General features: G+C 66.8%; 21 protein-coding genes. 12 read left to right on the forward strand and 9 right to left on the reverse strand.

All coding sequences use genetic code 11. From position 1 onward, the window contains the following. On the reverse strand, positions 1-1001 hold a 1001-nt coding region (locus VL973_RS07115; protein ID WP_325283331.1), incomplete at its 3' end, for a phosphoenolpyruvate carboxykinase (ATP). Between the two features lie 151 nt (positions 1002-1152). Between VL973_RS07115 and VL973_RS07120 the strand changes: the two genes are divergently transcribed. Next, a complete protein-coding gene (locus tag VL973_RS07120) occupies positions 1153-2223 on the forward strand; it encodes a PA0069 family radical SAM protein (RefSeq protein WP_325283332.1) in 1071 nt (356 codons plus the stop codon). Between the two features lie 41 nt (positions 2224-2264). Next, positions 2265-3104, forward strand: a complete 840-nt coding sequence (locus VL973_RS07125; RefSeq protein WP_325283333.1) for an endonuclease/exonuclease/phosphatase family protein — start codon at positions 2265-2267, stop codon at positions 3102-3104. Here VL973_RS07125 and VL973_RS07130 read toward each other — a convergent pair. The 3 genes from VL973_RS07130 to rimO all read right to left on the reverse strand — a co-directional run bounded on the left by VL973_RS07130 (position 3091) and on the right by rimO (position 9732). Further along, positions 3091-4686, reverse strand: a complete 1596-nt coding sequence (locus tag VL973_RS07130; protein WP_325283334.1) for a long-chain fatty acid--CoA ligase — start codon at positions 4684-4686, stop codon at positions 3091-3093. The two genes, VL973_RS07125 and VL973_RS07130, sit on opposite strands and share 14 nt — an antisense overlap. An 84-nt stretch (positions 4687-4770) precedes the next feature. Continuing rightward, positions 4771-8331 (reverse strand): DNA polymerase III subunit alpha, encoded by a 3561-nt coding sequence (gene dnaE, locus VL973_RS07135; RefSeq protein WP_325283335.1) that lies wholly within the window; start codon positions 8329-8331, stop codon positions 4771-4773. A 69-nt stretch (positions 8332-8400) separates the two neighbouring features. Then, on the reverse strand, positions 8401-9732 hold the full coding sequence (gene rimO, locus VL973_RS07140; protein WP_325283336.1) for a 30S ribosomal protein S12 methylthiotransferase RimO: 1332 nt from the start codon (positions 9730-9732) through the stop codon (positions 8401-8403). Between the two features lie 85 nt (positions 9733-9817). Between rimO and VL973_RS07145 the strand changes: the two genes are divergently transcribed. After that, positions 9818-11206, forward strand: a complete 1389-nt coding sequence (locus tag VL973_RS07145; protein ID WP_325283337.1) for a leucyl aminopeptidase family protein — start codon at positions 9818-9820, stop codon at positions 11204-11206. Positions 11207-11219: 13 nt separating this feature from the next. Here the strand turns inward: VL973_RS07145 and VL973_RS07150 are convergent, their stop codons facing one another. Then, positions 11220-11693, reverse strand: coding sequence for a phosphoglycerate mutase family protein (locus VL973_RS07150; RefSeq protein WP_325283338.1), 474 nt, complete (start codon positions 11691-11693; stop codon positions 11220-11222). A gap of 65 nt (positions 11694-11758) precedes the next feature. Further along, positions 11759-12508, reverse strand: a complete 750-nt coding sequence (gene tpiA / locus VL973_RS07155; protein ID WP_325283339.1) for a triose-phosphate isomerase — start codon at positions 12506-12508, stop codon at positions 11759-11761. A gap of 124 nt (positions 12509-12632) precedes the next feature. Between tpiA and VL973_RS07160 the strand changes: the two genes are divergently transcribed. Next, a complete protein-coding gene (locus VL973_RS07160) occupies positions 12633-14573 on the forward strand; it encodes a peptidyl-prolyl cis-trans isomerase (RefSeq protein WP_325283340.1) in 1941 nt (646 codons plus the stop codon). Further along, on the forward strand, positions 14570-16066 hold the full coding sequence (locus tag VL973_RS07165) for an anthranilate synthase component I family protein (protein WP_325283341.1): 1497 nt from the start codon (positions 14570-14572) through the stop codon (positions 16064-16066). The genes VL973_RS07160 and VL973_RS07165 overlap by 4 nt, the downstream gene beginning before the upstream one ends. A 9-nt stretch (positions 16067-16075) precedes the next feature. Here VL973_RS07165 and VL973_RS07170 read toward each other — a convergent pair whose 3' ends face one another. Beyond that, entirely contained in the window at positions 16076-16525 is a 450-nt protein-coding gene (locus VL973_RS07170) for a hypothetical protein (RefSeq protein ID WP_325283342.1), read from the reverse strand. A 39-nt stretch (positions 16526-16564) separates the two neighbouring features. Here VL973_RS07170 and VL973_RS07175 point away from each other — a divergent pair, with 39 nt between their 5' ends. The 6 genes from VL973_RS07175 to lexA are packed head-to-tail and all read left to right on the forward strand — an operon-like array spanning position 16565 to position 21312. Further along, positions 16565-17161 carry an anthranilate synthase component II gene (locus VL973_RS07175; protein ID WP_325283361.1) on the forward strand — a complete coding sequence of 199 codons (597 nt, stop codon included), beginning with the start codon at positions 16565-16567 and terminating at the stop codon, positions 17159-17161. Continuing rightward, a complete protein-coding gene (trpD, locus tag VL973_RS07180; protein ID WP_325283343.1) occupies positions 17158-18153 on the forward strand; it encodes an anthranilate phosphoribosyltransferase in 996 nt (331 codons plus the stop codon). The genes VL973_RS07175 and trpD overlap by 4 nt, the downstream gene beginning before the upstream one ends. Then, positions 18150-18938, forward strand: coding sequence for an indole-3-glycerol phosphate synthase TrpC (gene trpC / locus VL973_RS07185; RefSeq protein WP_325283344.1), 789 nt, complete (start codon positions 18150-18152; stop codon positions 18936-18938). Before trpD ends, trpC begins: the two co-directional genes overlap by 4 nt. After that, entirely contained in the window at positions 18935-19408 is a 474-nt protein-coding gene (moaC, locus tag VL973_RS07190) for a cyclic pyranopterin monophosphate synthase MoaC (RefSeq protein WP_325283345.1), read from the forward strand. The genes trpC and moaC overlap by 4 nt, the downstream gene beginning before the upstream one ends. Beyond that, the gene (locus tag VL973_RS07195; RefSeq protein ID WP_325283346.1) at positions 19408-20589 is read left to right on the forward strand and encodes a molybdopterin molybdotransferase MoeA; all 1182 of its coding nucleotides are present in this window, start codon (positions 19408-19410) and stop codon (positions 20587-20589) included. The genes moaC and VL973_RS07195 overlap by 1 nt, the downstream gene beginning before the upstream one ends. A 54-nt stretch (positions 20590-20643) precedes the next feature. After that, on the forward strand, positions 20644-21312 hold the full coding sequence (gene lexA / locus VL973_RS07200; protein WP_325283347.1) for a transcriptional repressor LexA: 669 nt from the start codon (positions 20644-20646) through the stop codon (positions 21310-21312). Between the two features lie 31 nt (positions 21313-21343). Here the strand turns inward: lexA and bla are convergent, their stop codons facing one another. Together bla and VL973_RS07210 are read right to left on the reverse strand one after the other, a co-directional pair. Next, positions 21344-22222, reverse strand: a complete 879-nt coding sequence (bla, locus tag VL973_RS07205; protein ID WP_325283348.1) for a subclass B3 metallo-beta-lactamase — start codon at positions 22220-22222, stop codon at positions 21344-21346. Next, the gene (locus VL973_RS07210; protein WP_325283349.1) at positions 22219-24396 is read right to left on the reverse strand and encodes a ComEC/Rec2 family competence protein; all 2178 of its coding nucleotides are present in this window, start codon (positions 24394-24396) and stop codon (positions 22219-22221) included. Before VL973_RS07210 ends, bla begins: the two co-directional genes overlap by 4 nt. A gap of 29 nt (positions 24397-24425) precedes the next feature. Here VL973_RS07210 and gltX point away from each other — a divergent pair, with 29 nt between their 5' ends. Further along, entirely contained in the window at positions 24426-25883 is a 1458-nt protein-coding gene (gene gltX / locus VL973_RS07215) for a glutamate--tRNA ligase (protein ID WP_414712209.1), read from the forward strand. The last annotated feature ends 24 nt before the right edge of the window (positions 25884-25907 follow it).

A 25907-nucleotide genomic window follows, 5' to 3' on the forward strand; every position in this document is an offset into this window, starting at 1 on the left:
CTGGCATTGGGAATGAACTCGATGGGATAAGCACCCCGGCTGTTCTCCGCCAGGCTCGCATCATCGAAATCCAGTGCGCGCGTCACCGGGTCCATCACCACGTTTTCGAGCACGGTTCCGAACCGCTTTGTCGTCGCGAAAATCTCCGGCTCGGCCTCCGCCGACAGCCGGATCATCTTGGCGTAGCAGCCGCCTTCGAAATTGAAGACGCCGTTCTCGCCCCAGCCATGCTCGTCGTCGCCGATCAGCGTGCGGTTCGGGTCGGCCGACAGCGTCGTCTTGCCCGTGCCCGACAGGCCAAAGAACACCGCCGTTCCCCCATCGGCGCCGATATTGGCGGAGCAGTGCATCGGCATCACCCCCTTTTCGGGTAACAGGTAATTGAGCACGCCGAACACCGACTTCTTCATCTCCCCGGCATAACGCGTGCCGCCGATCAGGATCAGCCGCTCGGCAAAGCTGACGGCGATGACAGTTTCCGAACGACAACCATGACGGGCGGGGTCGGCGCGGAAATCGGGCAGGTCGATGATCGTGAACGCCGGCTCGAAACCGGGCAGATCGGCCGCCTCGGGCCGGACCAGCATCGTGCGGATGAACAGGCTGTGCCAGGCAAGCATATTGATGACGCGCACGTTCAGCCGGTGCTCCGCCTGCGAACCGCCATACAGGTCCTGGACGAACAGGTCGCCGGCCCCGCGCAGATGGTCGAGAAAGTCCGCCTTCAACGCGGCAAAGGCCTGCGGCTCCATCGGCTTGTTCGACTTGCCCCACCATATCGTGTCGGCGGTCCGGGCGTCGCGAACGGTGAACTTGTCCTGTGCCGAACGGCCGGTATGACGGCCGGTTTCGACCACCAGCGGCCCGTCTTTGGCCAGACGCCCCTCACCGCGTGACACCGCATGTTCGACCAGTGCCGCGCTGCCCAGATTCCAGTGCAACGTCGCGCCGGTTTCAATCCCCTGCGCGCCCAGATCATGTCGTGGCGTCCGGTCGTTCACGTGTTTTCTCCCGATTGCAGTCTTTTTGCGGTCGTGGCCGCATACGTATGCAGAATTGCATAGGTCAGCCGCCGGGCAGCGTCAAATGCGATGACGGGACACGCGAGCGGAACCTGTTGTTCTTGTTTTGTATCGGCGCTAGAACCACCGCATGGATCGACTCCGTGCCGTCCGCGGTGCCACCATCAACCCGCTCAGCGAGCGCTTCAATCTGCCGCAGCATCAGGCGGACGGCGACTGGCAGGATATGCAGCCCATGGTTGATGGCGCCACCGCGCCGGTGCGGACCAGCGTCACCGTCGAGCAGCCGCGCACGATCATCGCCCGCAATGCCTCACCCGACGTGCCGTTCGACCGCTCGATCAACCCCTATCGCGGTTGCGAACATGGTTGCATCTATTGCTTCGCGCGGCCCAGCCATGCGTTTCACGATCTGTCGCCGGGTATTGATTTCGAGACCCGCCTGTTCGCCAAGCCATTGGCGGCGGCACTGCTTCGCGCCGAACTGGCCAAGCCGGGCTATGCGCCGCGCCCGATCGCATTCGGCACCAACACCGACCCCTATCAGCCGATCGAGCGCGACTGGCGGATCACGCGCCAATGTATCGAGGTGCTGGCCGAAACCGGCCATCCGCTGACGATCACGACTAAGTCGGACCGCGTCCTGCGCGACATCGACCTGATCGCGCCCATGGCAGAGCGGGGCCTGGCCGCCGTGATGCTGTCGGTCACGACGCTCGATGCCAGGCTGACGATGACGCTTGAACCGCGCGCCGCGCATCCCGAACGGCGGCTGCGCGCAGTGCAGGAATTGGCGACGGCAGGCGTGCCGACCTACGTTTCGATCTCCCCGATCATCCCCGCGATCACCGACCATGAAATGGAGCACATCCTCGAACGCGCCGCCGAAGCGGGCGCACATGCCGCCTTCTTCATTCCGGTGCGCCTGCCGCATGAAGTCGCCCCGCTGTTCCGCGCATGGCTCGACACACATTTTCCCGACCGGGCAGGCAAGGTCATGTCGATCATTCAGTCGCTGCGCGGCGGACGCGACAATGATCCCGGCTTCTTCACCCGGATGCAGGGTCAGGGACCCTGGGCCGATCTGCTGCGAACGCGGTTTCACAAGGCGTGCCGCAGATATGGGTTGGAGGGCGAACGCATTACGCTTCGCACCGACCTGTTCCGCAAACCGCCCGGCGCGCAGGGTGAATTGTTCTGACCGGCCCGGCGCGGTCGATTAATTTGCGCTATGGCGCGGCCATGATGCGCCTGTTCGCCCTGCTCGCCCTGCTGATCGCCGCGCCGCTCCAGGCACGCGATACACCGCTGACCGTCATGAGCTTCAACGTCCGCTACGCCAATGAGGATGACGGCCCCGACCGCTGGAGCCAGCGCCGCGACCGGCTGATCGCGGTCTGGAGACGGGTCGGCGCCGATATTGTCGGGACGCAGGAGCTGCTCCAGTCACAGGGCGACGCCATCGTCGCCGCCGACCCCCGGTATCGCTGGTTCGGCCGCGACCGGCGCGGCGGCCATGCCGATGAGCATATGAGCATCTTCTATCGTCACGACCGGCTGAAACTGCTCGACAGCGGCGACTTCTGGCTGTCCGATACGCCCGACGTGCCCGGTAGCATCAGTTGGGAGCATCCCTATCCGCGAATGGTGACGTGGGGCCGATTCGAACAGCGCGCGAGTGGTCGGCAGTTCACGCTCATAAACACCCATTTCCCTTATCGCCCCGAGGATGAGGCTGCACGCGAAAAGGCGGCTGAAGCCATCGCGGCGTTCGCCGACACGCTGCCCGCGGGGCATCCGCTGATCGTTACCGGCGATTTCAACACCACGCCCGAAAGCGCCGCCTATCAACGGCTCACCCGCAATCTGCGGGACCTGTGGATCGCCGCCGATAAGCCCCAAGGCGTGGCCGCCACCTATCACGCCTTTACCGGCAAGGCCGACCGGCGCATTGACTGGGTGCTGGCGCGCGGTTTCGTGCCGCTGGCGGTCTGCACCGATAGCCAGCGCGTCGACAGACGCTATCCCTCGGACCATTTCCCGGTCGTCGCCCGCCTTGCATTTTCGGTCACGCGACCTTGAGACTGTAATCCTTGAAGCGTTCGCGCAGCGCCGATTTGAGCAGCTTGCCCGTGGCCGTATGCGGCAATTCGTCGACGAAATGCACTTCATCGGGCAGCCACCATTTGGCGACATGGCGCGACAGATGGTTCAGAATGTCGTCCGCGCCGACATCCGCGTCCGGCTTTCGCACGACCAGCAGGATGGGCCGCTCCTCCCAGCGCGGGTGATGCACGCCGATCGCAGCGGCCTCGGCCACGCCCGGACAACCGACCGCCGCATTTTCCAGGTCGACCGAGCTGATCCACTCCCCGCCCGATTTGATGACGTCCTTTGCCCGGTCGGTGATCTGCATGGTGCCGTCGGGATGGATGACCGACACGTCGCCGGTATCGAAATAGCCGTCGGCGTCGAGGCACGGTGCAGCCTCCTCGAAATACTGACCGACCACCCAGGGTCCCTTCACCATCAGCCGGCCTGCGCTTTTGCCGTCGCGCGGCAGCACGCGGCCGTCATCATCGACCACCCGCATGTCGATCCCGAACGGCGCGCGTCCCTGTCGGCTGACCTGATCGACCTGTTCGTCAAAGCTCAGCTCGTCCCAATCGGGACTACGCGCGCCGACGGTGCCGATGGGCGAGGTTTCGGTCATGCCCCAGGCGTGATTGACGCGGACGCCCATCTTCATCAGCCGCTCGATCATCGAACGCGGCGCCGCCGAACCGCCGATCGTCACCAGTTGCAGATGTTCGGGCGCGGCGCCGGTCGCATCCATATGCTGGAACATCGCGAACCAGACGGTGGGCACGCCGGCCGAATGCGTCACCTTCTCACGATTCATCAGCTCGCACAGCACGGCAGGATCGTTGACGCAGGAAAACACGAACTTCAGCCCAACCATCGGCGCGGAAAAGGGGATGCCCCACCCGACCGCGTGAAACATCGGCACGATCGGCATCGCGACACTGCGCGTCGACAGGTCGAATACCGATGGCTGCACTTCGGACATGGCGTGGATCAGCGAGGATCGATGCGAATACAGCACGCCCTTGGGATTGCCGGTCGTGCCGCTGGTGTAACACAACATGCACGGCTCGCGCTCGCCGCCCTCGACCCAGGCATAGTCGCCGCCCTCCTGCCCGATCCAGTCCTCGAACCCGGTTTCGCCCGGTGCGGGATCGAAGCAGATATAATGCTCGATCGTCGTCCACTCGGACCTTAGCTTGTCGACCACGGGCTGGAAGATGCGATCATACAGCAGCACGCGGTCCTGCGCGTGATTGCCGATATAGGCGAGCTGGTCGGGGAACAGGCGCGGGTTGATGGTGTGCAGGATGCCGCCCATCCCCATCGTGCCATACCATGCCACCAGATGCCGGGCGTGGTTCATTGCCATGGTCGCCACCCGGTCTCCGGGTTTCAGCCCCAGCCGCTCAAGCGCCTGCGCCAGCCGCCGCGAATCGCGGCCGATCCCGGTCCAATCGGTGCGCGTCTCGGTGCCATCGGCCCAGCGCGTCACGATCTCCCGCGTGGAATATTCGCGTTCGGCATGTTCGACCAGACGCGGCACGCGCAGTTCGAAGTCCTGCATCGATCCCAGCATGTTCGCCTCTCCATTTCCTGTTTTGGGTATGGAGAATAACTGCCCCGCGCGAACAGTCCAGTAAGCGTTTGTTACCGCGCGCTGCTATCCCGCCAGTTGCAGGCGCGGCGCCAGCAATTCGGCCTCTCGAATACCCGGAATGGCGCGCACCGCGTCGAGCAGCTCTCCATCGAGCAGGAAGTCCTCGCCCAGCGAGACTTCCGCTTCTCCCCCGTCGAACGGCGCGAACACACGGGCGCGGCAACGCCCGCCACGCTGATCGCCCAGCAATCTTGCCAGTGGGGCAGGCGCCCCAGCGTCCTCAACCCAGATGGTCAGCACCAGCCGCGCATTGTTCGACAGCGTTTCAAACGGCTGGACCGACTTGACCGTCACGCGTGCCGTGTCCTCGCCGGGACGGCGATCGAGTTCGACCTGCAACAGCCCGCAGCCCCCGGCCTTCGAGGCTTCCTCCAGCGCGTCGGCGGCGGCGTCCTCGAAACAGGTCGCTGTCACCTGGCCGCTGGCGTCGGACAGCGTCGCCATCATGTATCGCTTGCCTCGCGCGGAGGTGCGCCAGCGCGCATCCTCGACCAGCGCAGCGACAGTCGCGCCCGCCCGCGCACCCTCTGCCACCTGCACTTCGCTGAGCGCTGCGATGGGGCGCGCGGCATGGACCTTTGCCAGATGGGCATAACGGTCGAGCGGGTGAGCGGAGAAGTAAAAGCCGAAGGCGTCCTTTTCCGCGCCGATGCGCTGCGCCAGGGTCCAGTTGACGTTGGGCAGCCGGATCGGCGGCTCGCTGGCTTCCCCTTCCCCGAACAAGCCGCCCTGCCCACTGGCGCGCCCGGCGTGGATACGCTGCGCGGTCGCCAGGATCGTCTCGGCGGCGGCGTGCACCCCGGCGCGGTTGTCGTTCATCGTGTCGAACGCGCCCGCCGCGGCCAGCGTTTCCACCTGCCGCTTGTTCAGCAGGCGGGGGTCGACGCGCCGTGCGAAATCATCGAGCGTGGCGAAAGGCCCCTTGGCGCGGCGTTCGTCGACGACCTGTTCCATCGCGCGCTCGCCCACGCCTTTCAGCGCGCCCAGCGCATAGCGGACGGCAAAGCCGTCCTCGTGCGGCTGCACGTCGAACTCCGCCTCGCTGGCATTCAGGTCGGCGGGGAGGCACGCAATGCCCAGCCGCTTCATATCGTCGACAAAGATCGCCAGCTTGTCGGTCAGCGCCAGGTCGAAGCACATCGACGCCGCAAAAAACTCATGCGGGTAATGCGCCTTCAGCCACGCCGTCTGATAGGCGAGCAGCGCATAGGCGGCGGCGTGCGACTTGTTGAAACCATAACCGGCGAACTTGTCGATCAAGTCGAACAGCTCGTTCGCCTTGGCCGCCGGGATCTGGTTATGCTCGGCACAACCGGTCACGAAAATGGCGCGCTGTGCATCCATTTCCGCCTTCACCTTCTTGCCCATCGCGCGCCGCAGCAGGTCGGCGCCGCCCAGCGAATAGCCCGCCAGGATCTGCGCGGCCTGCATCACCTGTTCCTGATAGACGAAGATGCCATAGGTCTCCGACAGGATGCCTTCCAGCAGGGGGTGCGGATATTCGACCTTCTCACGCCCGTTCTTGCGCGCGCCGAAACTGGGGATGTTGTCCATCGGACCCGGTCGGTAGAGCGAGACGAGCGCGATGATGTCACCGAAATTGGACGGTCGCACCGCCGACAGCGTGCGTCGCATCCCTTCGGATTCGAGCTGGAACACCCCCACCGTGTCACCGCGTTGCAGCAGCGCATAAGTTTCCACGTCGTCCCAGGCGAGACCGTCGAGATCGACCGTAATCCCGCGCTTGCCCAGCAAGTCGACCGCCTTGCGAAGCACGCTGAGCGTCTTGAGGCCCAGAAAGTCGAACTTCACCAGCCCCGCGCCCTCGACATATTTCATGTCGAACTGCGTCACCGGCATGTCCGATCGCGGATCGCGATACAGCGGCACCAGTTGCGCCAATGGCCGGTCGCCGATCACCACGCCCGCCGCGTGCGTGGAGGAGTGACGCGGCAACCCCTCAAGGCTCATCGCCAGGTCGAGCAGGCGGCGGACATCCGCCTCCCGCTCATAGGCTTGCGCCAGTTCGCCGACGCCGTTCAGCGCGCGCTTCAAATCCCATGGGTCGGCGGGCAAATTGGGCACCAGCTTGGCCAGCCGGTCGACCTGTCCATAGCTCATCTGCAAAACGCGGCCCGTGTCCTTCAACACCGCGCGCGCCTTCAGCTTACCAAAGGTGATGATCTGCGCCACGGTGTCATGACCGTATTTGGCCTGCACATAACGGATGACCTCGCCGCGGCGGGTTTCGCAGAAGTCGATGTCGAAGTCGGGCATCGACACGCGTTCCGGGTTCAGAAATCGCTCGAACAGCAGGCCCAGCTTGATCGGGTCCAGATCGGTGATGGTCAGCGCCCAGGCGACCGCCGAACCCGCGCCCGAACCGCGGCCCGGCCCGACCGGGATGTCATTGTCCTTGGCCCATTTGATGAAGTCGGCAACGATCAGGAAATATCCCGGAAACCCCATCTTGATGATGACATCCAGCTCGAACTCCAGCCGCGCCCAATAGATTGCGGTCCAGTCGTCGGTGGCCTCCAGCTCGGCCGGGGTCGGATTGGTGTCGTCGGCAGCGACGTCGCCATGGTCGGGCCGATCCCAGCCGGGGATCAGCGGCTTGCCCTCAAGCTCGGCGATCCGCTCCAGGCGCGCCTTCAACCCGGCGCGCGCGGTGTCGCGCAGCATCCGTGCCTCTCCCTCCCGGTCGCCGGCCAGGCTGGGCAGGATCGGCTTGCGCCTTGGCGCGGCCACCGCGCAACGTTGCGCCACGACCAGCGTGTTGGCGATCGCTTCGGGCAGGTCGGCGAAATCAGCCTTCATTACATCGGCGGGCTTGATCCATGCTTCGGGAGAGGATCGCTTGCGATCCTCCGACATGACATAGCTGGAATGCGCGATGCACAGCATGGCGTCATGCGCGTCGTGGAAATCGGCCTCGGCAAAGCAGCTAGGGTTGGTCGCGACCAGCGGCAGGTCGTTGTCATAGGCCAGGTCGATCAGCGCCGCTTCCGCCGCCGCCTCCACCGCGTCGCCGCGACGGCTGAGTTCGATATACAGCCGGTCGCCGAACAGGCCTTGCAGTCGGTCGAGATAAGCCGCCGTATCGCGGACCTGATCGTCGGCCAGCAGCCGCGCCAGCGCGCCCTCGCCCCCGGCGGTCAGGCACAACAGACCATCGCTGCGCCCCGCCAGCGCGTCCAGCGGCACATGCGCGTCAAGTTCGAGCGGGCGGCCCAGATGCGCGTCCGACACCAGCGCGCACAGATTGTCGTATCCGCGCTCGTCCTGGGCATAAAGCGCCAGCCAGTCGAGGACCGGCGCCCGGCCCTCGACCCCGCCGGGCCGCGCGACGCACAGCATCGTGCCGACGATCGGCTGAACGCCCTGATCCTTGCACGCGTCCGAAAACGCCATCGCGGCATACAGCCCGTTGCGGTCGGTCAGCGCGACGGCGGGAAAGCCCAGCTTGCGCGCATGTTTGGCGATCGCCTTCGGCTCGATCGCGCCGTCGAGCATGGTGTAGCAGGAGAATATGCGAAGGGGGACGAAACCGGCGTGCGACATCTGGCAGAGGCTAGGCCCCAAGTCGCGGGGTTGAAACCCGCGCGACCGACTTATCCACAGTTTCCCGTGTCAAACGACCGGCGCGCCATACAGGTCATGCTCGTCCGCATCCTCGACCCGCACCCGGATAATGTCGCCGACGCTGGCGCCGACCACATCGCGCAGGAACACCTCGCCGTCGATCTCCGGCGCATCGGCCTGTGACCGGCCGGTCGCGCCGCCATCCTCGTCCACGGCGTCGAGTATCACGTCGATCTCCCGCCCGACCTTGGCCCGGAGCTTGGCGGCGGAGATGGCGGCGGTTCGCGCCATGATACGGGCGTAGCGTTCTTCCTTCACCGCTTCCGGCACCGCGCCGTCCAGGTCGTTTGCCGCCGCGCCCTCGACCGGCTCGAACCGGAACGCACCGACCCGGTCGAGTTGCGCTTCGTCCAGCCATTCGAGCAGATATTCGAAATCGGCTTCGCTCTCGCCGGGGAAGCCGACGACGAAGGTCGAGCGGATGGTAATGTCGGGACAGATTTCGCGCCAGCCGCGCAGCCGCTCGAGCACCTTGGCCTCGTTGGCTGGACGGCGCATCCGCTTGAGCACCGACGGCGCGGCGTGCTGGAACGGAATGTCCAGATACGGCAGCACCAGCCCTTCGGCCATCAGCGGGATAACCTGATCGACATGCGGATAGGGATAGACATAGTGCAATCGCACCCATGCCCCCAACCGCCCCAGTTCCCGCGCAAGATCGGTCATGTGCGGCACAACTTCGCGCCCCTTCCACATGCGCGGCTCGCGGCGGATGTCGATGCCGTATGCCGACGTATCCTGACTGATGACCAGCAATTCGCGCGTGCCCGCCGCGACCAACTTTTCCGCCTCGCGCAGGATCGCGTCGGGTCGCCGGCTGACCAGATCGCCGCGCAGCGACGGAATGATGCAGAAGCTGCACCGGTGGTTGCAGCCCTCGGAAATCTTCAGATAGCTGTAATGACGCGGCGTCAGCTTCAGGCCCGCTTCGGGCACCAGATCGACGAAAGGCGACGGGATCGGCGGCGCGGCGGCATGGACCGCTTCGACAACCTGCTCATATTCATGCGCGCCGGTGATCGCCAGCACTTGCGGAAAGCGCGCGCGGATCGCCTCCGCCTCCTTGCCCATGCAGCCGGTCACGATGACGCGGCCGTTTTCGGCCATCGCCTCACCGATCGCTTCCAGCGATTCTTCCTTGGCGCTGTCCAGAAAGCCGCACGTATTGACCAGCACCACATCGGCGCCGGAATAGTCGGGCGACATCCGATAGCCCTCGGATCGCAATTTGGTCAGGATACGCTCGCTGTCGACCAGGTTCTTGGGACAGCCGAGCGACACCATCCCCACCTTGGGGGATTCAGGGATTCGCGTTGCCATGATTGACGGGGCAGATAGTCGATGCGAGCGCAAAAAGCGATAGCGGCTGGCGCAAGCACGTTGGAGAGCCTAGCTCTGGCGCGTGATGACTGATTTCAAGGCCTGCCTCGCCCCCGATCGCGGCCAGCCCGCGCGCACCATTCATCTTGTCGATGCCGCCAGCCACGACGAATGGCTGAAGCAACAGCCGCCTCGCCACCGTGCGATGCTGGCGGCGCAGCGCTTTCGCCCGACCGCGTTCGCCAGCGCGATCCTGCCCGGCGAAGGGGCGGAGGCGTGGTCGGTGGTCTGTGCCGTCGCCGACGCGCACGCACCCGGCCCCTGGTGTCTGGCGCGACTTGCCGAGACACTGCCCGACGGCGCCTATCGCATCGAAGGGCAGGAACCAGGTGCCGCGATGCTCGGCTGGCTGCTCGGCCAATATCGCTTCGACCGCTATCGCAAGGAGGATGCGGGCGGCGCGCGCGTCCTGCTGACCGGGGAACCGCAACGCATCGACGCGGTGCTGCGCGAGGCATCGGCGACGGCGCGCGTTCGCGATCTGGTCAATACCGGCGCGGGCGACCTTGGCCCCACCGAGCTTGAAGCCGCCGTCACATCGGTCGGCGAGGCGCATGGCGCGCGGATGAGCGTGACGCAGGGCCGCGATCTGGAGCGCGGCTATCCGATGATCCACACCGTCGGGCGCGCCGCCACCGCGCAGCGCGCGCCCCGCCTGATCGAACTCGACTGGGGTCGCGACGATCATCCGCGCGTGGGAATCGTCGGCAAGGGCGTGTGCTTCGATACCGGCGGGCTGGACATCAAGACGTCGGGCGCGATGCGGCTGATGAAGAAGGACATGGGCGGGGCCGCGCACGCGCTGGCGCTGGCCGAGATGGTGATGGCCGCCCGCCTGCCGGTGCGGCTGCACCTGTTGATCCCCGCGGTCGAGAATGCGGTGGGCAGCGACGCCTTCCGCCCCGGCGACGTGCTGCGGTCGCGCAAGGGGCTGACGGTCGAAAACACCAATACCGACGCCGAAGGGCGGCTGATCCTGGCCGATGCCCTGACCCGCGCGGTTGAGGAAAAGCCGGGCCTGTTGCTCGATTTCGCGACGCTGACGGGCGCGGCGCGCGTGGCGCTCGGCCCCGACCTGCCGCCGCTGTTCGCCAATGACGACCGCCTTGCCGACGATCTGGTCGCGGCGGGCGCGGCGGCGGGCGATCCGGTCTGGCGGATGCCGCTGTGGGATGCTTATGACGACATGCTCAAATCGGACGTCGCCGACATGGTGAACGCCGCCGAGGGCGCGTTCGCGGGCGCGATCACCGCCGCGCTTTTCCTGCGCCGCTTCGTGCCCGCCGATATCGCCTGGGCGCATCTCGACGTGTTCGCATGGCGACCGGCGGCCAAGCCCGGGCGGCCCAAGGGCGGCGACGCCTATGGCCTGCGCGCCGCATGGGCGATGCTGAAGCAACGCTATCCCGACTGACACGATCGCACGATTAAGGCTCGACCCGCATCCGCTCGCTTCGCCCGTCGCGGATGATCCAGATGTCGCCGAAATCCGGATGGGTGAGCGGCGACGGCCGGGTGCCGCCGAAGCGCTCGACGATTTCAGGCACGGTGTTGCTATGGCCGACGATCAGCACGTCGCCGCCCCGCGCACGCACCGCTGCGACCAACGCATCGGCCTGTTGCCAGTCATAGTCGGTCGCCGTCAGCCCCCGCTCCGCCAGCAGCGACGCAGCGGTTTGGCGCGTGCGCTTGAAGGGCGTCGCATACACGGCGCCCAGCGGCCGGCCCGCGAACCACCGTACCAGCGCCTTTGCGCGCGCGTGTCCGCGATCGGTCAACGCCGCGTCGCGCACGCCCTCGGGCGTATCGAAGTGGCGGATCACATAGACGGCCTGCGCCCCCTCACCCGTGCACCCGGCCAGCAGCGCGGCGGCAAGCGCCAGAAGCGCGCGACGCCGCAAAGCACCGCATCCACGCAATGTCTTCACCATGCCGAACCCCCGCAACGACCAAAGCGAGCGGCGCGTTATCCCAACGCCGCTGCCGCCTTTATGATCGGCACGAACTTTTCGGCGGTCAGGCTGGCGCCGCCCACCAGCGCGCCGTCCACATCCGCCGCGGCCAGGATGCGCGCGGCATTGCTCCCCGTGACCGACCCGCCATATAATATGCGGATGCCGCCGGCCGCGTCGCCGATCATCTGGCGCATCTTGGCGCGTGCGATGGCGTGGATCGAGGCGATCTCCTCGATCGTCGGGGTGCGGCCCGTGCCGATCGCCCAGCGCGGTTCATAAGCGAGCGTGAACCATTCGGGGCTGGCGTCTTCGGGCACCGATTTCTCGATCTGCGCCTGCACCACCCGCTCGGCGCGACCCGCATCGCGTTCGGCCTCGGTCTCGCCACAGCACAGGATGACCTGCAGGCCATGTCGGCGCGCGGCGGCGGCCTTGGCCCAGGCGTCGTGGCTGGTTTCATTCTGGTCGGCGCGCCGCTCGCTATGGCCAACGATCACGATCGTCGCGCCCGCTTCCCTGAGCATCGGTGCCGAGACGCAGCCGGTGTGCGCCCCCGAATCGCGTTCGTGCACATCCTGCGCCCCGATCATCAGCGCGCCTGCATGTTCCGCCGCCAGCGCCAGCAGCGTCGTCGGCACGCACAATGCGACATCAACGCCCGGATGCGCGGCCGCAGCCGCCGCAATCCCCCCAATTTCCGAAACGGCGCCGCGCAGCCCGTGCATCTTCCAGTTTCCGGCCACCAGCTTGCGTCGCGTCATCGGGTCCCCCGTTTGCATTCGTATGCACCCGATGCCAGCGACCGCGCGCCAGCACAAGCTTGTCCCGCCGCCCGCTGCCGCCTAAAGCGCGGGCAACCGAACTGTGGCTTGCGAACGGACGTCGATGCTCAAATTTTTTCGTCAGATCATCAAATCGCGTTTCGGCGTGCTTTTCACGCTAGCCGCGCTGGCGATCATCGCGATCAGCTTTGCCCTGACCGACGTCAACAGCCTGGGGCAGCCAAGCGGTGCGACCGGCGCGACGCTGGTCGAAGTGGGTGGCGACGAAATCGCCGAGCCTGAGCTGCGTCAGCGCACGCGACTGGCGCTCGACGCCGTGCGGCAGGAGCAGCAGGATGTCGACATGGGCGCCTTCATGGCCGGTGGCGGTTTTGAAAGCGTGCTGGCGCGGGTGGAGAACAGTCTCGTTCTCGAACAATTCGCTGAACGCAGCGGCATGGTCGCGTCCAAGGCGCTGGTCGATGGCCAGATCGCCAGCATCCCCGCGTTTCTGGGTTTCGACGGCAAGTTCAGCCAGCAGAATTTCGAACGCGCGCTCGCCAGCCGACAGATCACGCCCGAGCAGCTTCGCGCCGATATCGCGCGCGAAACCTATGCCCAGTGGCTGATCGCCCCGACCGTCGGCGCCAGCCAGGTGGCCGATCAACTGGCGCTGCCTTATGCATCGCTGCTGCTGGAAAAGCGCAAGGGCCAGATCGCACTGGTGCCCGCCCTGCCCGGCGCCGGGGCGCCGAGCGACGAGCAGCTTTCGGCCTATTATGCCGACAATCGCCAGCGTTATATGGTGCCCGAACGCCGCGTCGTCCGCTATGCGGTGGTCACGCCGGCGGCCTATGCCGGCCGGGTCCAGGTCAGCGATGCCGAGCTTCAGGCCGCTTACAAGGCGGCTGGAGAGGAATATGCGCCCAGCGCAACGCGCACGCTGGAACAGGTCATCGTCGCCGATCAGGCGCTCGCCAACCGCATCGCCGGTCAGGTCAGGGGCGGCACCGCCGTTGCCGCCGCCGCGCGCTCGGCCGGACTTGAGGCGACCACGATCACCGACACCAAACAATCCGATTTCGCATCGCAAAGCGCGGCCGACGTGTCGCGCGCGGTGTTCGCGGCACAGCAGGGGGCGGTCGTTGGTCCGGTCCGCTCGCCGCTCGGCTTTCACATCATCAAGGTCACGGGCGTCAGCCAGTCCGCCGGCCGGCCGCTCTCCGCCGTTCGCGATGAACTGACCGCGCAGGTCCGGCAGCGCAAGGAGGCCGAGGCGCTGGTCGAGGTTCAGGAAAAGCTGGACAACGGCATCAGCGACGGCGCCACCTTTGACGAACTGATCGCCGACCAGAAGCTCAAGGCGGAGACGACCCCGGCGCTGACCGCACAGGGACTGAACCCCGACGCGCCCGCGCAACAGCCCGACGCCCGGTTGGCTCAGCTGATGAAGGCCGGATTCGCCGCACAGGATGGCGACGCGCCGCAACTGGTGCCGTTGGGTGAGGATGGCAGCTTTGCGGTCGTTGCACTGGGTCGCGTCGTGCCGTCGGCCGCCCGTCCGCTGCAAAGCATCCGCGAAACTGTCATCGCCGACTGGCAGCGCCAGCAGGCCAAGCTTGCCGCACGTAAAAAGGCCGATGCCGTCGTCGCCAATGTCGGCCGCGGCACCGCGCTGGCGCAGGCGATCCAGGCCGCCGGGGTTCAGGGACCACCCATTCAGACGATCGACGTGTCGCGCGCCGAACTCGCCGCGCGCCGCATCCAGCTCCCCCCGCCGGTCGCGCTGATGTTCAGCATGAAGAAGGGCACGGCCAAGGTGCTTGAAGCGCCGAACAACGGCGGATGGTTCATCGTCTCCGTCACCGACATCACCCCCGGCGACGCCAAGGGCAAGGAAAACGCAATCCGTTCCACTCGCGCGGGTCTGGGTTCGGTGGTGGGCCGCGAATATGCCGAGCAGTTCACCAATGCCGCCAAGAAGCTGGTCGGTGTCGAGCGCAATGCAGCGGGCCTGGCCCGGTTGAAGGCCGACCTTGCCGGTCAGGGCGTGGCGGCCGAGTGATCGAGGGAGTCGACGCCGCCCGCGCCGCGCTCGCCGCCGGACGGCCGGCGCTGTTGTGGCAGCGCCAGCTGGCCGATACGGAAACGCCCGTCGCGGCGGCGCTCAAGCTGTTCGAGCCGGGGCGTGGCGATTTCGTCCTCGAATCGGTCGAGGGCGGCGCGGTGCGCGGACGACACAGCCTGATCGGGCTGGCCCCCGATCTGGTGTTCCGCGCGACGGGTGCCGCCGCGTCGGTCAACCGCGAATGGCTGACGAATCGCGATGCGTTCCGGCCCTGCGAGGTCGACAGCCTGGCCGCGCTGCGCGATCTGGTGGCCGCGTGCCGCGCCGATGTGCCGCCCGCGCTGCCGCGCGCGCTGGCCTGTCTGGTCGGTTATTTCGGTTACGAGACGATCGGACTGGTCGAAAAGCTGCCCGAACCCAGCGTGCGCGCGATCGACATTCCCGACATGCTGTTCGTTCGCCCGACCGTGCTGCTGGTGTTCGACAGGCTGGCCGACGCGCTGTTCATCGTCGCGCCTGCCTGGCCCGAAGGCGGCGTTGTCGCCGTCGACCGCGCCTGTGAAGCGATCGAGGCGACGGCCGCCCGGCTCGCCGCCGCGCCATTGCCCGCCCCGGCGCGCTCCGACGCTGCGGACCCCATTTTCACGCCGGTCCTGGCGCCGGGGCGCTATGGCGAAATGGTCGCCGCTGCCAAGGAATATATCGCGGCGGGCGACATATTTCAGGTGGTGCTCGCGCAGCGTTTCACCGCGCCATTTCCATTGCCGCCGATCGAACTGTATCGCGCGCTGCGCCGGATCAATCCGTCGCCCTTCCTGTATCACCTCGACCTGCCCGGTTTTGCGCTGACCGGCTCCAGCCCCGAAATCCTCGTGCGCGTGCGCGACGGCGAAGTCACGATCCGTCCGATTGCAGGCACCCGGCCGCGCGGCGTCGATGCCGCTGCGGACGCCGCCAATCGCGAAAGCCTGCTCGCCGACGCAAAGGAGCGCGCCGAGCATTTGATGCTGCTCGACCTGGGCCGCAACGATGTGGGCCGCGTTGCCAGCGCGGGCAGCGTCCGCGTGACCGACAGCTACGCCGTCGAGTTTTACAGCCACGTCATGCACATCGTGTCGAACGTGGTCGGGCGGTTGCACCCGGATCGCGATGCGGTCGACGCGCTGTTCGCGGGCTTTCCCGCCGGCACGGTCAGCGGTGCGCCGAAAGTGCGGGCGTGCCAGATCATCGCCGAACTCGAACCCGAGGCGCGCGGCGCCTATGCCGGGGGGGTTGGCTATTTCTCGCCCGACGGGTCGATGGATTCGTGCATCGTGCTCAGGACCGCGATCGTGAAAGACGGTGTGATGCACGTCCAGGCCGGCGCGGGCATCGTCGCGGACAGCGATCCGGCCTATGAACAGCGCGAGTGCGAGGCGAAGTCGAGCGCGCTGCTCGCCGCCGCACGCGAAGCCGTGGCGCGCGCGAAAGCGGGGCGGTTCGGCCAGTAATGGGCCGGTTCAGGGAATGCGTGCGGCCTCGGCCTGCTGCTCACGCCTCCACGCCCACCATTGGTCAAGCATCTGCTGATTGCAACCGGTCTGGCCGCCCGTGCCGACCGGAGAGCAACTGTTGGGCAGGCCCGCGCGATTCACGTCCATGATCGTCTGTGCCCGATTGGTCCATGCGTTGTTCGCGGGATCGAATCGCGGCTGCCGGAACTCCTCGGGAATGCGATATATCTCGTCGGGGTCCAGTCGCCCGCACACGACGATCTCGTCGCCATTCGCTTCAGGGCATTTCTCGCCCTCGCGCAGCATGACATTGCGGATGCGCTGGGGCGGATTGCTGCTGGCGGTCTGTTCGGCCTCCTGCGCCGCAACCGGACCGGCAAATGCCAAAAGCGGCAGGATCAACAGGCGACGCATCATCATCTCTCCAAGGCTTTGGTAGAGCCATCGACGCGACATGCTTGCGCGTGGCTGAACGAGAGCTAAGTGAGGACTCATATGCTCCTCGTCATCGACAATTACGACAGCTTCACCTGGAACCTGGTCCATTATCTGATGGAACTGGGGGTCGAGGTGCGGGTCGAGCGCAACGACGCGATGACCGCGCAGGACGCGATCGCGACCAACGCACAGGCGTTCCTGATCTCGCCCGGCCCCTGCACCCCGAACGAAGCGGGCATCAGCCTCGATCTGGTCGCCGCCTGTGCCGATCTGGGCAAACCGTTGCTGGGCGTGTGCCTGGGTCATCAGGCGATCGGTCAGCATTTCGGCGGCAAGGTCGTGCGCGGCGGGTTGATGCATGGAAAGACCTGTCCGGTCGAACATGACGGCACCGGGATGTTCGCGGGCCTGCCTTCGCCATTCACCGCGACGCGCTATCATTCGTTGATCGTGACCGACGTGCCGTCGGAACTGGTCGTGAACGCGACCGCCGCCGATGCCAGCGTGATGGGATTCCGCCATACAAGCCTGCCGATCCACGGCGTGCAGTTTCATCCCGAAAGCATCGCGACCGAACATGGCCATGCGATGCTCGCCAATTTCCTGCGCGGCGCCGGGCTGGACGCGGTAATGCCGGGTGGGCTGGCCGCATGAGCGTGTCGACGATGCTGCCCGACGCGGTGACGCCGCTTTCGCACGACAGTGCCGCGCGTGCCTTTGCCGACATCCTCGACGGGCGCGTCGATGACGATGCGGTCGCGGCGTTCCTGATCGCGCTGACCGAACGGGGCGAGACGTCGATCGAGATCGCGGCCGCTGCCCGTGCGTTGCGTGAGCGGATGATCCGCCTGCACGCACCTGACGGCGCGATCGACGTTTGCGGCACCGGTGGCGACGGGCACCATAGTCTGAACGTATCGACCGCCGTGGCGATCGTGGTGGCGGCGTGCGGTGTGCCGGTCGCCAAGCACGGCAACCGCGCCGCATCGTCCAGGGCGGGGGCCGCCGACACGCTGGAGGCGCTGGGCCTGAACCTCGATGCCGCGACCGCGAGTGCCGAGGCAACGCTGGACGAACTGGGCATCGCCTTCCTGTTCGCGGCCAACCACCACCCGGCGCTGGCGCGGCTGGCGCCGCTGCGGCGACGCATGGGGCGGCGCACGATCTTCAATCTGATGGGACCGCTCGCCAATCCCGCCGGGGTTGGGCGGCAGTTGATCGGCATCGCACGGCCCGATTACGCGCCGGTTTATGCCGAGACGCTGTCGCTGCTGGGCGCCGAAGCGGCCGCCGTGGTGTCCGGTGAGGATGCGCTGGACGAACTGTCGTGCGCGGGCGCCAGCGTGGCGGTCAATGTCGGTTCGGCGGCACTGCCGACCGTGATCGAACCCGAAGATGCGGGGTTGGGCCGCCATCCGCTGAGCGCGATCCGGGGCGGCGACGCCGGTGAGAACGCGGCGGCGCTTGCCCGCCTTCTCGACGGCGCGCAGGGTGCCTATCGCGAGGCGGTGCTCCTGAATGCAGCCGCCGCATTGATGGTCGCGGCGCGCGCCGACACACTGCCCGATGGGGCGGCGCAGGCGGCCGAAGCACTCGACAGCGGTCGCGCCGCTCGCCTGCTGGCAAACTGGATCGACCGCGTATGAGTGATATGCTGACCCGCATTCTTGAGCGCAAGCGCGTCGAGGTCGCGGCGCGTCGTGCGCTGGCGTCGGTTGACGACCTCGACCGCCGCGCTTTGACGCAAAGCGCGCCCCGCGGGTTCAAGGCCGCGCTGGATGTCCGCGCTGCGATGGGTCGTCACGCGCTGATCGCCGAGGTGAAGAAGGCCAGCCCGTCCAAAGGCCTGATCCGCGCCGATTTCGACCCCGCCGATCACGCACGCGCTTATGCTGCGGGCGGTGCGGTGTGCCTGTCGGTGCTGACCGACGCGCCAGGCTTTCAGGGTCATGAGGATTATCTGGTTGCCGCCCGCGCGGCCTGTGACCTGCCCGTGCTCCGCAAGGATTTCATGGTCGAGCCGTGGCAGGTGGCCGAGGCCCGCGCGATCGGTGCCGATGCGATCCTCATCATCGTCGCTGCGCTGGACGACGGCGCAATGGCCGAAATCGAGGCCGCTGCGATCGAGCGCGGCATGGACGTTCTGGTCGAAGTGCACGATACCACCGAAATGGCGCGCGCCGGGCGCCTTCGCTCGCGGCTGATCGGCGTGAACAACCGTAATCTCAAAGACTTCACCGTCGATTTCAACAAGACCTATGAACTGGTCGGCGCGGCTCCGGCGGGCTGCACGTTTGTTGCCGAAAGCGGGCTGAATACGCGCGCCGAACTCGACGCGATGGCCGGACACGGCATCCGCTGCTTCCTGATCGGCGAAGCGCTGATGCGTCAGCGCGATGTCGAGGCCGCGACGCGCGCGCTGGTCGGATGAGCAGCCTGACGCATATCGATGCCGCCGGTGCGGCACGCATGGTCGATGTCGGCGACAAGGCCGTGACCAGGCGCCAGGCGGTGGCGGCCGGCCGGATCGACATGAGCGCCGAAGCGGTGCGCGCGATCCGCGACGGGGCTGTCGCAAAGGGCGACGTGCTGGCGGTGGCGCGGATCGCGGGGATCATGGCCGCCAAACGGACCAGCGACCTGATCCCGCTGTGCCACCCTCTTCCCCTGTCCCGCGTCGACCTGGCGCTCGACATCGATTCCGATGGCGTGGCGGCGACCGCCACCGTTGCGACCAGCGGGGTAACGGGGGTCGAGATGGAGGCGTTGACGGCGGTGTCGGTCGCGCTGCTGACCCTTTACGACATGGCAAAGGCGATCGATAAGGGCATGATTCTGCGCGATATCCGCTTGCTGTCCAAGACTGGCGGCAAGTCCGGCGACTGGCACGCCGGGACCTGATGGCGCTGCTGCCCGTCGAAGAGGCCCAGGCACGGCTGCTCGCGCTGGCCGGGCCGGTCGAGGTGGCGACGGTGCCGTTGTCGGCGGCGAGCGGACGCTGGACTTCTGCATCGGTTGCCGCCCTGCGGACGCAGCCGTCGCATGACCTGTCGGCGATGGACGGCTATGCGATTGCCCATGCCGATTTGCCCGGTCCCTTTTGCCTGGTTGGCGAAAGCGCTGCCGGGCGCCCATTTGCCGGGTCGATCGGCGGGGGCCAGACGGTGCGTATCTTTACCGGCGCGGCGATGCCCGACGGCGCGGATTGCGTGCTCGTTCAGGAAGAAGCGCGCACGCAAGGCGATGCGGTTTGGTTGGACGGCGACGGCCCCGCCCATCCGGGACGGAACGTGCGGCGTCGCGGACTGGACTTTTCACGAGAGGACATTCTGATCGAGGCGGGCGAGCGGTTGACCCCGGCTCGCGTCGCGTTGGCCGCGGTCGCGGGTCATGCCGGCTTGCCGGTGCGCCGCAAGGTGCGGGTCGCCATCGCCGCCACGGGCGACGAGCTTCGACCCGCTGGCGCGCCGCTGGAGGACGGCGCACTGCCTGAAAGCAACGGTGTCATGCTGGCGGCGATGCTTGCCGACTTGCCCGTCACCATCATCGACCTGGGCATCCTGCCGGATCGGCTCGATGCGCTGCGTGATGCCTTTTCGGGGGTTACCGCCGATCTGCTGATTACCACGGGCGGCGCATCGGTCGGCGACCATGATCTGGTGCGCCCCGCACTGGCGGCCGCGGGCGCGGCGCTCGATTTCTGGCGTGTCGCGCTTCGGCCGGGAAAGCCGATGCTGGCAGGCCGATTGAACGATATGGTCGTCATAGGACTGCCGGGAAATCCCGTATCGGCATTCGTCACCGCCACGCTGTTCGTCCGTCCGGTGATCGCGCATCTGGCCGGTGCGAAGGCGCCGGTCCCGGCCCTTGCGGAGGCGCGGCTGGGCGAAGCGCTGCCTGCCAATGGCGAGCGGACCGATTATCTGCGCGCCACGCGGATCAACGGAAAAGTTCACGTCGCCACGATCCAGGACAGTTCGATGCTGAAAACGCTGGCCCGCGCCGACTGCCTTGTGCTGCGCCCGCCACATGCACCGCCGGCGGCGGCCGGCGAAACCGTCGCTATTGTGCCGCTTGCTTGACAGCATATGGAACAAAGCATAGACGTTCAGTGTCTGTTCTTTGGGAGAAGCGCGATGCTGACGCGCAAGCAGCACGAACTTATCTGCTTCATCGCCGATCACCTGGGTGAGACCGGGGTGTCCCCCTCGTTTGAGGAGATGAAGGACGCGCTCGACCTCCGCTCCAAATCGGGTGTCCACCGATTGATAAGCGCTCTCGAGGAACGCGGATTCATTCGGCGGTTGCCAAATCGGGCAAGGGCGCTTGAGGTGCTGAAAATGCCCGAGCGCGCCGAAGCGGCGGCACGAAAGACAAAGGCCCCCGTCCGCGCCGCGCCGCCCGCGCCGCCCGTGCCCGCCAATGACGTAATCGAGGTGCCGCTGCACGGCCGCATCGCCGCCGGTATGCCGATCGAGGCGATGGAAGACGCGACCATGCTGCCGGTGCCCGCCGCGCTGCTGGGTTCCGGCGATCATTATGCGCTGGAAGTGGCTGGCGATTCCATGGTCGAGGCAGGGATATTGAATGGCGATTACGCACTTATCCGGCGGCAGGAAGTGGCGCGCGATGGGGAAATCGTGGTGGCGCTGATCGACGATCATGAAGCGACGCTGAAATATCTGCGGCACGAGGGCGCGATGGTCCGGCTCGATCCCGCGAACAGCAGTCATCAGCCGCAACATTACCGACCCGATCAGGTCCGCATTCAGGGCAAGCTGGCGGGATTGCTGCGGCGATATTGATCGGCGCCGGTTCGGCGTGGACAGTCACCGTTCAGCGGGTTGAGCGTTTCTGGCGCACCAGTTCGGCCTCGAACGCTTCGTTGGCGGCGATACGGCGTCGGGACCACTCGACCGGATCGACAAAGGCCGCCGCATCCCCGTCAAGCTGACGCTTGCGCTTTTCAGCCAGGTCGAAGCCGCTGGCGTGAAAGTTGAGGAAAATATCGGGCTTGATCGTCGCCAGACGGTCGATCGATTGCCGGAAATCGGACACCGCACCAAGATAGCGATCATTGCCGACCAGCTTTTGTCCCGCAACGGTCAGGCTGCACGCCAGCAGCACGTTCAGCGGGCGGCCCTTCTCGATCGCGGTATCGCGCGTAACCAGCGTAAAGCTGGTGCAGCCGGGGGTGTGGCCCGGCGTCAGGTGGGCGGTGATCCGCGTGGCGCCGACCGCAATGACCTCACCATCCCGCAACACATTATCGACCTTGACCGGCGCAAAGGGCGTCATGTCATCGCGATCGGTCGCCTCGCCGCTCTCCAGCGTCGCGCGATCGCCCGCGCTTGCCCATAAAGTCGCACCGCTCAGTTGCTTGAACGCCGCCAGGCCGTCGGCATGATCCCAATGCGCGTGATTGTTGAGCAGTCGCTGCACGTCGCGAACGCGAAAGCCAAGCGAACGGATATTCGCCGCGACTTGCGGCACACTTTCGGACAATGGCGCATCGATCAGGACATGGCCCGCCGGATCGGTCACGAGATAGGCGGCAAGTTCACTGGTGCCGACATAATAAAGGTTGCCAGCGATCCGGAACGGTGCCTGTCGCTGGTTCCACGCCGCGCGTTGCCGGGCATGGTTCGCGGCCGAATCCTGTGCGGACAGCGCTACGGGGAGGAGAGCGAGCGTGAGTGCGATAACGACCTTCATGGCCTGTCCCTGACGATGTTTCGGGGCGGCGGCAATGGTCCCGGCATCACCCCAGCGGGTTGCTTCCACGCCTGGTCGCCGACGATCCGCGCGCGCGTGACCCGTGGCTGGTCAAGGTCGATGGCAACGCCGCCGGTGCGCCTCAACATCCAGCGGTCGAGTCGCAGCCAGCGCGGCGCGCAACCGCGCGGCAGGCCCCGGTCGCTGATGATGATCTCGCTGGCGCGGCACAGGGCAAGCATTTCCCCGATCGGCAGGAAATCGGCGCTGCGTGTCGCCGTGATAGTCCACCGCCGGCCGGCACGAACGATCTGGGCGACACAAATATCGCGGCTGCACCGTGCGCCACTGCCTTCCTCGATCGCGCCGAGCGGGGCGTCAATGCCCGCCGCTTCGCCCAGGATGCCGCGAACATAATCGCCCGCCCGGTCGCGCAGCAGTCGCATCGCCCCGTCATCGGTTCGCAAGGCAACATGGCGACCATCGCCGGTCACGATCAGTTCCGGCGACGGGCTTGCAAGCGCCACCGCGGCGCCGACAGCAAACGGAACGCTTCCCAGCCAGCGCCAGCGTGTGCGCCACAATGCGATCCACAAGCCGCCAAGGACGATCAGGCCAAAGGCAAAGGCCGGCATGGTCGGCATCGCGGCGACGGCGCCGGGCGCCGCCGCGACGCCGCGCGCCAGCAACAGCAGCAGGCGCAACGCCTGTTCGACCAGCCACCACGCCGGCGCACCGCCCCCTACCGTATCGAGCGCCAGCGCCAGCGCCTCCAGCGGCATCACCACGAACGTCGTCAGCGGGATCGCCACCAGATTGGCAGCCGCGCCATACAGGCCCGCCTTGTGGAAATGAAACAACCCGATCGGCATCAGCGCCAGCTCGACCGCAAGTCCGGTCAGCAGCAGCGATCCGATACCGCGTCCCGCGCGCGTGACGAACGGCTCTTCCCGCGTCGCGAACCAGCGGCTCACCGTGGGATGTTCATGCAGCGCGACGATTGCCGTGACCGCCGCAAAGCTCAGCTGGAAACTGGCGGTCGCGATCGCCTCAGGCCACAACAACAGAACCAATGTGGCACCCGCCGCGACCAGCCGCAGGGTAATCGCCTCCCGCCCCAGCGCGAGGGCCGCCAGCACGATCAACGCCGCGATCAGCGAGCGCACGGTGGGCACCTCCGCCCCCGTCAGCCAGGTATAGAACCCCGCCACCAGCGCGGCGACAAGGGCCGCGACGACCGGCAGGCGAAAGCGCAACGCCGCCATCGGCCACAATGCCAGCACGCGCAGCGCAAGCACCATCGTCGCGCCGACGACCGCCGTCACATGCAGCCCGCTGACCGACAACAGATGCGCCAGGCCGGATCGGCGCAGCGCCTCATCATCCTCGACCGCGATGGCGCCGCGATCCCCCGTCACGAGCGCCGATGCCACGCCGCCCGCGCTGCCGCCGACCCGCGCCTGGATATGCCGGGTAAGGCGCTCACGCAGCGTTCTCGCTCCGCCCGAACCAGAGGCGATCCGCTCGACCGGGCCGAGCGCACGGCCGGTCGCGCCCAACCGCGAAAACCACGCGACCCGCGCAAAGTCATAGGCGCCGGGCACGGCAGGCGGTGCGGGCGGCATCAAGCGGGCCTTGAGCCGCAGCCGGTCGCCCGCTGCGGTCTGCGGCGACAGCGCCTTGATCGGCACATTCACCCGCACACGCGGCGGCAGGTCGGCACGGTCCGGCGCCAGCGTCACCCGCGCGATGTCGCGGGCGGGCAGCCATTCGATCCGGTCGATGCGCGCGTCGAGCGCGACGATCGCGGGTCGCGCCAGCACTGGCGCAGCAACGCTTTCGGCACGCAGCCAGATCAGGCCACAACCGATGGCCGCCGCCAGCGCCCCGATCGCCACCGCGCGCGGCATCCGTCCACCGCGCCCGCCGGCCAGCGCGAACGCCGACAGCGCCAGCATCGCCAGGATGAACGCCGCCCATTGCCCCCGCATCGGCAAGGTCAGCCATGCCGTCATGCCGCCGCCAAGCGCTACCGGCAGCCACAAGGGCAATTGATCGCGTTCCGCCTCAAGCCACGATTCAATGGCGCGGAACGGGTTGAACCGACGCCACGTCGCCCCGATTTGAAGCGCGCCGGGTCGCGTGCTAGGGGCGCTGCCGGGCCAGAATGCCATCACCAGTCCAGTCTTGGGAGCAAGCGCGCTTGAGCGCAACCAATCTTACCGGCACCGACCGGAACCCCGCCATCGTCACTCGTTTCGCGCCCTCGCCGACGGGTTTTCTTCACATCGGCGGCGCGCGCACCGCGCTGTTCAACTGGCTGTTCGCGCGCCATCATGGCGGGCGGTTCCTGCTGCGGATCGAGGATACCGACAGGGCACGTTCAACGCAGCCGGCGATCGATGCGATCATTGAGGGGATGCGCTGGCTGGGCCTCGACTGGGACGGCGACGCCGTGTTCCAGTTCGCACGCGCCGATCGTCATGCCGCGGTCGCGAAGCAGCTGCTTGAGGCCGGGCACGCATATAAATGCTATGCGACGCCCGACGAACTGACCGCTTTGCGCGAAGCACAGCGCGCGGCGGGCAAGCCGATGCGCTATGACGGGCGCTGGCGCGACCGTGATCCGGCGGATGCGCCCGCCGACATGCCGTTTGTCGTCCGTCTCAAGGCGCCGACCGAAGGCAGCGTGACGATCAATGACGAGGTACAAGGCCCCGTCACCGTCGCCAATGCCGAACTGGACGATTTTGTCCTGCTACGCTCCGATGGCACGCCAACCTATATGCTGGCGGTGGTGGTCGACGATCATGACATGGGCGTCACGCATGTCATCCGCGGCGACGATCATCTGAACAACGCCTTCCGCCAACTGGCGCTGATCCGCGCAATGGATGCGGTGGAAGGCGGGTGGCCCGATCCGGTCTATGCCCATATCCCGCTGATCCACGGGGCCGATGGCGCCAAGCTGTCCAAGCGACACGGCGCGCTGGGGGTTGAGGCGTATCGTGACGAACTCGGCATCCTGCCCGACGCGCTGTCGAACTATCTCCTGCGTCTGGGCTGGGGGCATGGCGATGACGAGATCATCAGCCGCGAGCAGGCGATCGACTGGTTCGCGTTGGACGGTGTCGGCAAGTCGCCGTCGCGCTTCGACCAGAAAAAGCTGGAACATCTGAACGGTCAGTATATCCGCGCCGCCGACGATACGCGGCTGGCGGAGCTGGTCGCGGCCCGCCTGTCAGGGGTCGATGCGCCTGACACGATACCCAGATTGCACGCGGCGATGCCGGTGCTGAAACCGCGTGCCGCCAATCTGAACGAGCTTGCCGATGGCGCGGCGTTCCTGTTCGCGGTTCGGCCGCTGGAAGTTGCGGACGATACCAAGGGGCTGCTGGAGGGTTCGGCACGAGAGGTGCTTGCTGCATTGCACAGCGCCCTTGACGCGGTGCCGCACTGGGATACGGAAGAACTCGAAGCGGCGGTCCGCGGCGTGGCCGAGGCGCGGGGCATCAAGCTCGGCGCGGCGGCGCAGCCCTTGCGCGCGGCGCTTACGGGGCGGCGGACCTCGCCGGGCATTTTCGACGTATTGATCCTGCTGGGTCGCGACGAAAGCCTGGGCCGGATCGCCGACCAGATGGCCGTCACGGCCGACCAATAAGCCCGTCGGCCGACCGGCTCGACG

The organism is Sphingomonas sp. (assembly GCF_035490575.1).
Taxonomy (GTDB): domain Bacteria; phylum Pseudomonadota; class Alphaproteobacteria; order Sphingomonadales; family Sphingomonadaceae; genus Sphingomonas.